Annotated in this window: 11 protein-coding genes; 8 read left to right on the forward strand and 3 right to left on the reverse strand. The window is 63.0% G+C overall.

Annotation, left to right across the window (positions count from 1 at the left end; all coding sequences use genetic code 11):
* Nucleotides 1-8: 8 nt before the first annotated feature.
* Together EOA28_RS14155 and EOA28_RS14160 are read right to left on the reverse strand one after the other, a co-directional pair.
* Nucleotides 9-527, reverse strand: a complete 519-nt coding sequence (locus EOA28_RS14155) for a prepilin peptidase (protein ID WP_128314975.1) — start codon at nucleotides 525-527, stop codon at nucleotides 9-11.
* 146 nt (nucleotides 528-673) lie between these two features.
* Nucleotides 674-850 carry a Flp family type IVb pilin gene (locus EOA28_RS14160; RefSeq protein ID WP_127252217.1) on the reverse strand — a complete coding sequence of 59 codons (177 nt, stop codon included), beginning with the start codon at nucleotides 848-850 and terminating at the stop codon, nucleotides 674-676.
* A gap of 355 nt (nucleotides 851-1,205) precedes the next feature.
* Here EOA28_RS14160 and EOA28_RS14165 point away from each other — a divergent pair, with 355 nt between their 5' ends.
* The 3 genes from EOA28_RS14165 (at nucleotide 1,206) to EOA28_RS14175 (ending at nucleotide 3,028) form a co-directional block, all read left to right on the forward strand.
* A complete protein-coding gene (locus EOA28_RS14165) occupies nucleotides 1,206-1,628 on the forward strand; it encodes a pilus assembly protein N-terminal domain-containing protein (RefSeq protein WP_127252218.1) in 423 nt (140 codons plus the stop codon).
* 168 nt (nucleotides 1,629-1,796) lie between these two features.
* On the forward strand, nucleotides 1,797-2,360 hold the full coding sequence (locus EOA28_RS14170; protein WP_245463484.1) for a TadE/TadG family type IV pilus assembly protein: 564 nt from the start codon (nucleotides 1,797-1,799) through the stop codon (nucleotides 2,358-2,360).
* A gap of 41 nt (nucleotides 2,361-2,401) precedes the next feature.
* Nucleotides 2,402-3,028 carry a TadE/TadG family type IV pilus assembly protein gene (locus tag EOA28_RS14175; protein ID WP_126079385.1) on the forward strand — a complete coding sequence of 209 codons (627 nt, stop codon included), beginning with the start codon at nucleotides 2,402-2,404 and terminating at the stop codon, nucleotides 3,026-3,028.
* A 6-nt stretch (nucleotides 3,029-3,034) separates the two neighbouring features.
* Here the strand turns inward: EOA28_RS14175 and EOA28_RS14180 are convergent, their stop codons facing one another.
* Entirely contained in the window at nucleotides 3,035-3,970 is a 936-nt protein-coding gene (locus tag EOA28_RS14180; protein ID WP_127252220.1) for a PhnD/SsuA/transferrin family substrate-binding protein, read from the reverse strand.
* A gap of 131 nt (nucleotides 3,971-4,101) precedes the next feature.
* On the opposite strand from EOA28_RS14180, the gene EOA28_RS14185 reads away from it, so the two are divergent.
* The 5 genes from EOA28_RS14185 to EOA28_RS14205 all read left to right on the forward strand — a co-directional run.
* Complete coding sequence (locus tag EOA28_RS14185; RefSeq protein ID WP_127252226.1) at nucleotides 4,102-5,340, forward strand: phosphopentomutase; 1,239 nt, start codon at nucleotides 4,102-4,104, stop codon at nucleotides 5,338-5,340.
* Nucleotides 5,333-6,223, forward strand: a complete 891-nt coding sequence (mutM, locus tag EOA28_RS14190) for a bifunctional DNA-formamidopyrimidine glycosylase/DNA-(apurinic or apyrimidinic site) lyase (RefSeq protein WP_127252221.1) — start codon at nucleotides 5,333-5,335, stop codon at nucleotides 6,221-6,223. The genes EOA28_RS14185 and mutM overlap by 8 nt, the downstream gene beginning before the upstream one ends.
* Before the next feature lie 46 nt (nucleotides 6,224-6,269).
* Complete coding sequence (locus tag EOA28_RS14195) at nucleotides 6,270-7,043, forward strand: enoyl-CoA hydratase (RefSeq protein WP_127252222.1); 774 nt, start codon at nucleotides 6,270-6,272, stop codon at nucleotides 7,041-7,043.
* Between the two features lie 290 nt (nucleotides 7,044-7,333).
* Complete coding sequence (gene rpsT, locus EOA28_RS14200; protein ID WP_040985913.1) at nucleotides 7,334-7,600, forward strand: 30S ribosomal protein S20; 267 nt, start codon at nucleotides 7,334-7,336, stop codon at nucleotides 7,598-7,600.
* 837 nt (nucleotides 7,601-8,437) lie between these two features.
* On the forward strand, nucleotides 8,438-9,407 hold a 970-nt coding region (locus EOA28_RS14205; RefSeq protein ID WP_189342042.1), incomplete at its 3' end, for a DnaA/Hda family protein.

Genomic DNA, 9,407 nt, shown 5'->3' on the forward strand with positions numbered 1-9,407 from the left:
CGCCAAACCTATGCCGTGAGCCTCTGCAGCGCCCAGACCATCAGCGGCGAATCCGGGAACGTGATCAGTCCACCGGCGCCAAGCGCGACGCCATAGGGAATGCCCACTTTCTCGTCGGCGAAGTGGCGCAGGAACCGGCTGTGGCCGGTATAGGCGGCCAGCGGCGATGTACGGTAGGCGAGGATTGCGATGGTCAGCAGGCCCCCGAGGAAAGCCGACGTCACCAGATAGCCGATCAAATCGATGTTGAGGCCCATCCACAGAGCGCTCGCGGCCAGAAGCTTGGCGTCGCCGCCGCCCATGCCGCCGAGCGCAAAGAGGCCGAATGTCGTGGCAAGCACGAGGGCGCCGGCGGCGAAGTGCCAGCCATAGGTCGCCCAGTCCATCCCGGTGAGCGGCGCGACAAGCGCGAATGTGGCCACCAACAGCACGGGAACGCGGTTGGCGATCGTCATCGACAACGTGTCGGAGATCGCAGCGAACAGCATGCAGAACGGGAAGACGACGAAGATTATGGCTTCGAGCATGAAACAGGTGCCGTGAGACAATACCGCGCGCAATCTAAGGCACGGGGCATTAACGATCGGTGAGTAGGGTGGCCGGATGCTGCAACGAACAAGGGCCGCCGCGAGGCAGCCCTTGTGTCAGAATGGCTTCGCCGTCCCTCGGCTTATTAGTTCGGGGCGTCGTTGACAGCCGTGGCGATCGCATCGAACTTGGCATTCAGCGCGGTGCCAAGCGAGGTGGCGCCGACCATGATGGCGAGCGCGATGAGAGCGGCGATCAGACCGTATTCGATGGCGGTCGCGCCGGATTCGTCTTTCACGAAACGTGCAATGAGATTAGACATGCGAGAGCTCCTACTCCACGTGTTACAGCACTTCCGTCAACTTCTCTTGCGGTTGATCGGATGCTGCAAATCTAGGGAGAAGCCGTTTCGATCGGCTTAATAAACAGCCTTACCGATTCCTTTCCGGGGGCGAACGCACTGCGTGGTTAACCGCGGCCTAAACATTGTCAGCCGGCTCGAGGACCGAGCAAAGCGGCGCAAACCGACGCTTGTGCAATGTTACTAAAACAGGAAGCGCCGTCAGCGCGTGGACGGGCGAGGCAAAGTCCTTAATCGCGGCCAGGTCCGGTTTAACCGTTGCTTCACCAATCTCGTTCATGTTCCGTTGAAGAATCCGCCTGCCGGGAGCTGTTCAATGAGGTTGTCGAGATCGCTGTTTCCAGTCGCCGCGCTGCTGGCGGCTGCAGCCTTGGTGATGCCGGCCAGGGCCGGCGGGGGTGTCGAAGTGACCATGAACCAGGCAAAGATCGTCAAATTGTCCCGTGCGGCCGACACCGTCGTCATCGGCAACCCCGCCATCGCCGATGCCTCGGTGCAGGACGCCTCGACCATCGTTCTCACCGGCAAAGGTTTTGGCGTCACCAATCTGGTCGTGCTCGACTCCGACGGCAGCCCGATCATCGATGAACAGGTGACCGTCGTGCGGCAGGCCGCTTCCTCGGTACGCATCTACAGGCGTGCCGAAGTCCAGACCATGTCTTGCACGCCGTATTGCGAGAGCGCCTACAAGACCGAGGCCGAGAAGGTTTCCGAAACCGAAATGAGCGCCGCGCACTAAGCCCGAAGAAAAGCGTCTGAGCAGGCGTTAAAGACAGCTTAAAGCCTGCCCGGCGAATTTAACGATCATCCAAACTGGACCTCAATGGGTTTTCGCTACCTTGCCGCCGGTACCGCAAGGGGATCGGCAGGAAGGCAAATGAGCAAGGATGCCACATCCGGCAACGGGATGGACAGTTCGGCGCGCGGCAAACCCCGCCCCGGCTTCTTCAGCGACAGACGCGGCAGCACGGCAATGGAATTTGCGATGCTTGCCATCCCGTTCGCGCTTCTCGTCTTCGCTATCCTCGAGAGCTGCATCTCCTTTGCCGGCCAGGAGGTGATGGCCAACGTCACCGACGATGTCGCCCGCCAGTTGCGGACCGGGCAGTTGCAGAGGTCGAACGTCACCGAAGCCTCCATCAAGCAGCTGATCTGCAGCAGGCTGGAGATCATGGTGGCCAAGGACTGCCCGGGATTGCTGGTGGACCTGCGTGAATATCCGAGCTTCGCCGACGCAGCTACGGCGGGCTACAGAATAAATGGCAACCAAATCGTGCTGACGCAAAGCGGAAGCGACAAGACCTTCACGACATCGCCCGGGCTGGCCGAATCGATCAACATGCTGCGGGTGTTCTACAAATGGCCGGTGATGACTGATCTCCTGGCCAAACAGATGCAGAATTTCACTGATGGGACCACGCTTCATTTCGCGTCCGTAACCTGGCAGAACGAACCGTTCGACGACAACTGAGACTGGTGGACGACTGAGACTGCGGCGATCTGGAGGATAGGATGTACCGTGCGGGGGCACATTGGGGGATTTCGGCCATCGTGGCGCGAGCCAGCCGGTTTGGCCGCGATCGGCGCGGCGTCGCGGCGATCGAGTTTGCGCTCATCGTGCCGGTGCTGCTCATAATGTATTTCATCACGATGGAAGCCTCCCAGGCCATTGAGACCAGCAAGAAGGTTAGCCGCATCGGCAGCATGGTGGCGGATCTCGTCACGCAGCAGACGGCGGTCGTGAAGGCGAACCTCGATGCCATCATGAAGATCGGCAGCACGACGCTTCTGCCCTACAACCGCTCGGATCCGAAAATCATCATCACCGCCATACAGATGTCGGACCAGGCATCGCCGACAGTGAAGGTAGTGTGGTCGCGCAAGCTGGTTGGCAGCACCTACAGCGCCGATGCCAAGCCCGGCGACACCACGACTGTCCCCTCGACGCTGAAAATCCGCAACACTTTCCTAATCCGTGTGGAAAGCGATCTCGGCTATACACCGGTCATCGCCTGGAGCGCGACCGATGAAAAAGCGAAATCGTTTGGATTGCTGTCGACCTTCAGCAACATAAACATGAGCGAGACTTATTATCTCAGGCCTCGCCGGGTTCCGATGATCCCTTGCAGCGACTGCTGACGGTCATTAGCGGCCATCCAATGCCTGCCGCACAATGCCCATCGCCATGGCGTAATCCTTGGACGTCGCCGGCACGAAGCCGCCGGTATGCGCCCTCTCCAGGAGGTCGTACACATCGGGCGTCTGTGATTTGAGATTGGTCAGGAAGACGGTCAGCCGTCGTTTCGTCTCTGGATCGAGATCGCTGCGGACCGCATGCGGCCCGTAGCGCAACAGGTCGGAGGTCCATAACACCCTAAGCGACGCCTCAGGGATGCCGGCAGCCTCCAGCCGCTCGACCGTGCCGCCGGAATGGGCGGCTTGGCCGTCGGCATCGGCCGGCTCCCAGCCGAACAAGCCATCCGCATCGCCGACGCTCAACATCGTCTCGGCCGCCGTGGCCGACGCCGCGCGTGCCAGGAACGGCGAATCCCGCGCAATCTTGACCCCTGCGGCGGAAAGGGCCGCCAGCGGCAGCAGCGCGCCGCCGACATTATCGGCCGGCGCAATCGCGATCCGATGCGAAGCCATGGCGGCAAGATCCTGAAGCCTGCCGTCGCGCGTCACCAGGACGGAGCGGATGCCGACGGCGCCGTCGGCGTCGACCGGCGCCACCAGTGGCTCGACACAGCCGCAGCGCTCCGAGGCCGTGGCATAGGCAAGCGCCGAATAGACCGCGTATTGCACGCGCCCGCTCGCCTGCGCCTCGATCAGCGCCGCATAGTCACGCGCAACGACGAACTCGACCTTCATGCCGAGCGCGTTGGCATAGGCTTCCGTCAGACGCGCAAGCCCGGGGACGGTGTTGCCGCCGCCCGGCTTGGCAACGATGCCGATACGGAACGTGCCGATGTCGTCACGCCAGGCGGCGTGTGCCGGCCATGCGGCGGCGCCGGACGCCAAGAGAGCGGCCGCGCACATTTTCACGGCCTGCCTTGCCGCGGTCTTGCCGCGCCTCGCCATGCTTGCCTTGCTCCCGCCATATCCACGCCTCGTCGCAACTATGGCGCGAAGCGGTTGCGGTTTGTTTCCGATTTGCCAACGCCGCCGGGGAACCTTATGTCTGGCGACCAGGACTGACAACAATGACACCCATGGCGCGCGCGTTCCTGTTCGTTCTCGATTCTTTCGGCATCGGCGGCGCGGCCGACGCCGAACGCTATGGCGATGCCGGCGCCGACACGTTCGGACATATCTTCAAGGCCTGCGCCGAAGGCCGCGCCGACCGGGAAGGTCTACGCAAAGGACCGCTCACCGTGCCCAACATGATGTCGCTCGGGCTTGGCCTGGCGGCACGGACGGCAACCGGACTGCAGCTCGACGCCGACACGCCGCTGATCGCCTCGGCCTTCCACGGCGCCGCCCAGGAGGTGTCAAGCGGCAAGGACACGCCGTCGGGCCATTGGGAGATCGCAGGACTGCCCGTGCGCTTCGACTGGGGCTATTTTCCCGACACGGTGCCTGCCTTCCCGGCCGAGCTGACCGACGCGATCATCCGCGAAGGCAAGGTGCCGGGTATCCTCGGCAATTGCCATGCGCCGGGAACCGAGATCATCGAGCGGCTCGGCGAAGAGCATATCCGCACCGGCAGACCGATCTGCTACACGTCGGTGGACTCCGTGTTGCAGATCGCCGCGCATGAAACGCATTTCGGCCTGGAGCGGCTTTATGAGCTTTGCCTCAAGGTGCGCCGGCTCGTCGATCGCTTGAAGATCGGGCGCGTGATCGCGCGGCCTTTCGTGGGCGAGACGCCCGCCACGTTCCAGCGCACCCACAACCGCCGCGACTATGCGGTGCCGCCGCCTGAGCCGACCCTGCTCGACCGGCTGACGGAGCGCGGCAGCAAGGTCATCGCCGTCGGCAAGATCGGCGATATCTTCGCCCATCGCGGCATCTCGCAGGTGCGCAAGGCCGGCGGCAACATGGCGATGTTCGACAAGGCGCTCGGCGCCATGGACGATGCCGGCGACGGCGACCTGGTCTTTGCCAATTTCGTCGACTTCGACACCGAGTTCGGTCACCGGCGCGATGTCGCCGGCTACGCGGCCGCGCTCGAAGCCTTCGACCGCCGGCTGCCCGAGGCGCTGTCGCGCATCAGGCCGGGCGACCTTCTCATCCTCACAGCCGACCATGGCAACGACCCGACCTGGCGCGGCACTGACCATACGCGTGAGCGCGTTCCGGTGATCGGCATCGGGCCGGGGCTGAAGGGCGGCGACATCGGGCTGAGGCCAACCTTCGCCGATATCGGCGAAACCGTTGCGGATCACCTTGGCCTGGCAGCCGGACGCCATGGGACATCATTCCTTGCAGCGATAGGCGGCCATGCCTGAACTGCCTGAAGTCGAAACCGTCCGGCGCGGACTGCAGCCGGTCCTGGAAGGGGCGCGGCTGGTCAAGGTCGAAGCGCGCAGGCCCGACCTTCGCTTTCCTTTTCCCGAGCGCTTTTCGGAGCGGCTGACAGGCAAGACCGTGACGGCGCTTGGCCGGCGCGCCAAATACCTGACGATGCATGTCGAAGATGGTCCGGTGCTGATCTGCCACCTCGGCATGTCGGGGTCGTTCCGGATCGAAACCGCCGGGAGCAGCGACATCCCCGGCTCCTTCCATCAGGAGCGCTCGAAGATCGCCGCGCACGACCATGTCGTGTTCGACGTCACCTCGCCGAATGGCGCGCGGTCCAGCGTTATCTTCAACGACCCGCGCCGCTTCGGCTTCATGCTGTTTGCCGAAGGCGCGCCGGACACCCATCCGATGCTGGCGGGACTCGGCATCGAGCCAACCGGCAACGCGCTCGACGGCCCCCTGCTCGCCTCGCTGCTGAAGGATCGCAGATCGCCGCTCAAGGCGGCGCTGCTCGACCAGCGCCTGATCGCCGGGCTCGGCAATATATATGTCTCGGAAGCACTGTGGCGCGCCGGGCTCTCGCCGCTGCGCGAAGCCGGCACCATCGCCGGCTCGGCCAAGAAGGCGAAAGGACAAAGCGAACGCCTCGCCGAGGCGATCCGCTCGGTCATCGCCGATGCGATCGCCGCCGGCGGCTCGTCGCTGCGCGACTATGTCCAGGCCGACGGATCGCTCGGCTATTTCCAGCATTCCTTCGCGGTCTACGATCGCGAGGGGGAGCCGTGCCAGAAGCCGGGCTGCCGCGGCCATGTCGAACGCATCGTGCAGAGCGGCCGCTCGACCTTCTATTGCCGGACCTGTCAGCGGTAAGCTAGGAACGGTATCGATCATCCCACCCCCGCGGAGGAAGCGAACCATGACCTATGAAACCATTCTCGTGGAAACACGCGGCAAGGTCGGGTTGATCACGCTGAACCGGCCCAAGGCGCTCAATGCACTGAATTCGCAGGTGCTTGCGGAGGTGGTCGCGGCGGCGAGCGCGTTCGATGCCGATCCCGCCATCGGCGCGATGGTGCTTACGGGCTCGGAAAAAGCGTTCGCCGCCGGCGCCGACATCAAGGAAATGCAGGCGATGTCCTTCGCCGACGCCTACACGCAGGATTTCTTCGTCGGCTGGGAGGAATTCACCCGCACGCGCAAACCCATCGTCGCGGCGGTCGCTGGCTATGCGCTCGGCGGCGGCTGCGAGCTGGCCATGATGTGCGACTTCATCATCGCCGGCGACAACGCCAAATTCGGCCAGCCCGAGATCACGCTCGGCGTCATGCCGGGCATGGGCGGCTCACAGCGGCTGACCCGATTCGTCGGCAAGTCCAAGGCGATGGACATGTGCCTGACCGGGCGGATGATGGACGCGGCCGAGGCCGAGAGGAGCGGGCTGGTGTCGCGGGTGGTCCCGGTCGCCGAGCTGCTCGACGAAACGCTGAAGGCGGCGGCGAAGATCGCCGAGTTCTCGCTGCCGTCGGTGATAATGACCAAGGAAGCCGTCAACCGCGCTTACGAGACGACGTTGGCCGAGGGGCTGCGCTTCGAGCGCCGTCTTTTCCATTCGCTGTTTGCGCTCGACGACCAGAAAGAAGGCATGGCCGCCTTCGTCGAGAAGCGGAAGCCGAACTTCACCAACCGCTAAAGCATGTCTCCCGAAAGTGGGAACCGGTTTCGGGATAAAGACATGCTTAAAATCAAAACCTAAAGCGCATGGAGCGAATCTGAAAGATCGCGACGCGCTTTAGGCGCTTCGCCCAGGTGGCCGCGATTTTGCGGGACATGACATCGAGGCCCAAAAAGACCGCGAAGCGGCGTTGACGAGGCGGAAAAGCTGAACTATAAGCCGCACCAACCGAGGCGGCCCGTGGCTGCCCGTTTGTTTTTTGCGCCCTGCGACATCGCTGGCGTTCACCAGATCAGAAGAGAGGCATCATGGCCAATACTTCCTCGGCCAAAAAGGCTACGCGCAAGATCGCCCGCCGCGCTGCGGTCAACAAGAACCGCCGCTCGCGCGTCCGCACCTATGTCCGCAAGGTCGAAGAGGCACTGGCCGCCGGCGACAAGGCCGCTGCGGTGGAAGCCTTCAAGGCTGCGGAACCGGAATTGATGCGCGCCGCCACCAAGGGCGTCGTCCACAAGAACACGGCTTCCCGCAAGGTTTCGCGACTGGCTCAGCGGGTCAAGACGCTGTCGGCCTGACCGACTCAATCCTCCATCGATTTGGAACCCGGCCGCACAGGCCGGGTTTTTTCGTTTGCCGGCAAGTACTTAAAAAGTTCCCCCGCAAGCTGCACTTGTGAGGCGATTCAAATGCCGGTATTGTTTTGCCGGCATATACAGCGCCGCTTATATCTGCCGCCTCTGCCGCGGCAGCTGCCCAAATTCTCCTGTCAGAAATTCCGCATTCTTTTCAGGTGCTTACAGACGGTCATCCACAGCTTGTTCAACGCACGGCCGGGCCGCGGGGGAGAAGTAGCTGTCAAGAGAATTATTTCAGAATATTTCGTTTCGGGCGGTCTTTTTCATATTCGCCGGAAAAGGGTTTGAATCACAATGGCTTTGTCAAAACGTGCCGTCGCAGCTCCCGAATTCAAGCCCCGTTCGGTAACCAGATTCGTTAAAAAACCGTTAGATGTGGCCTTGCCCTATCCACAGCGATTTCGGTAATGTCCATCCATCGAAGGGACGGGCACTAAGCCCCTGACCCAGCCTGAATCGGCCAGCACAAAATGGCAGAATTCATGACGTGGAGCAATTCCGCGCGTGGCTTGGTTTGTCTCTTCGGTGCGGTAGGGGACTGGCGTAATTGTACATTGGCGGTCGATGTCTCGCCGGCGTTTTCGCCGGAGGGTGGCGTATTGCCTTGTCTTTGTCGGAAGCCGGCGTGCGGAGCCGGCGGCTGGTCCCTTGCGCGAGTTGCGATGACCGTTTGCCGGCGGCGGCAGCGGCAGCGCGGCGAATGAGGTCGCCGGACCAAGGATGCAGGAGGCGCATCCCCGGCGGGAAAAGGGTACGAGAAGACAAGGAACTGTGATCATGCAAAGCGGCATCGAGAGGGAGATAGCGGGCGATCTCCCACTTCCAGCAACTTTTGTCGGAGAGGGCGACGTGGCGGTATCCAGCGACGCGGAACAGAAGTTCGAACGGGTCAAGGCCCAGTTGAAGGCGCGTCTCGGGGCCGAGGTCTATTCGAGCTGGTTTGGTCGCATGAAGGTCGCCGAGGCTTCCCGCGGCATTGTCCGCATCTCGGTGCCGACCGCCTTCCTGCGGTCATGGATCAACGGCCACTATCTCGAGCTTATCGCGGAGCTGTGGCGGCATGAGGATCCCGACGTCCTCAAGATCGAGATCGTCGTGCGCACCGCGACGCGCCAGGGGCGCAACCATATCGAGCCGGAAATCGCGCCGGCACGCAAGACGACCAGGCAGACGCACACCGCGCTCGCCAACGGCACCGCGAGCGCCGGACGCGTGGAACAACGGGCGCCGGCGCCCCGCCAGGGCGCGTCCGCGGAACCGGAGTTCCGCCACAATGTTCTGGGGTCGCCGCTCGACCCGCGCTACACGTTCGCCTCCTTCATCGAGGGACCGTCCAACAGGGTGGCCTTCGCGGCGGCGAGAGCCGTGGCGGAATCGCAGTCGAGCGCGGTGCGTTTCAACCCGCTTTTCCTGCATGCCACCGTCGGGCTCGGCAAGACGCATCTCTTGCAGGCGATCGCGGCGGAATCGCTGCGGCACAATCCGAAGTCGCGCGTCGTCTATCTGACGGCGGAGTATTTCATGTGGCGCTTCGCCACCGCGATCCGCGACAACAACGCGCTGACGCTGAAGGAGCAGTTGCGCGACATCGATCTCCTGATCATCGACGACATGCAGTTCCTGCAAGGCAAATCGATCCAGCACGAATTCTGCCACCTCATCAACATGCTGCTCGACAGCGCCAAGCAGGTGGTGGTCGCGGCCGACCGGCCGCCGTCGGAGCTGGAATCGCTGGAGCCTCGCGTGC

Origin of the sequence: Mesorhizobium sp. M2A.F.Ca.ET.067.02.1.1, from assembly GCF_004023285.1 — a bacterium.
GTDB lineage: Bacteria > Pseudomonadota > Alphaproteobacteria > Rhizobiales > Rhizobiaceae > Mesorhizobium.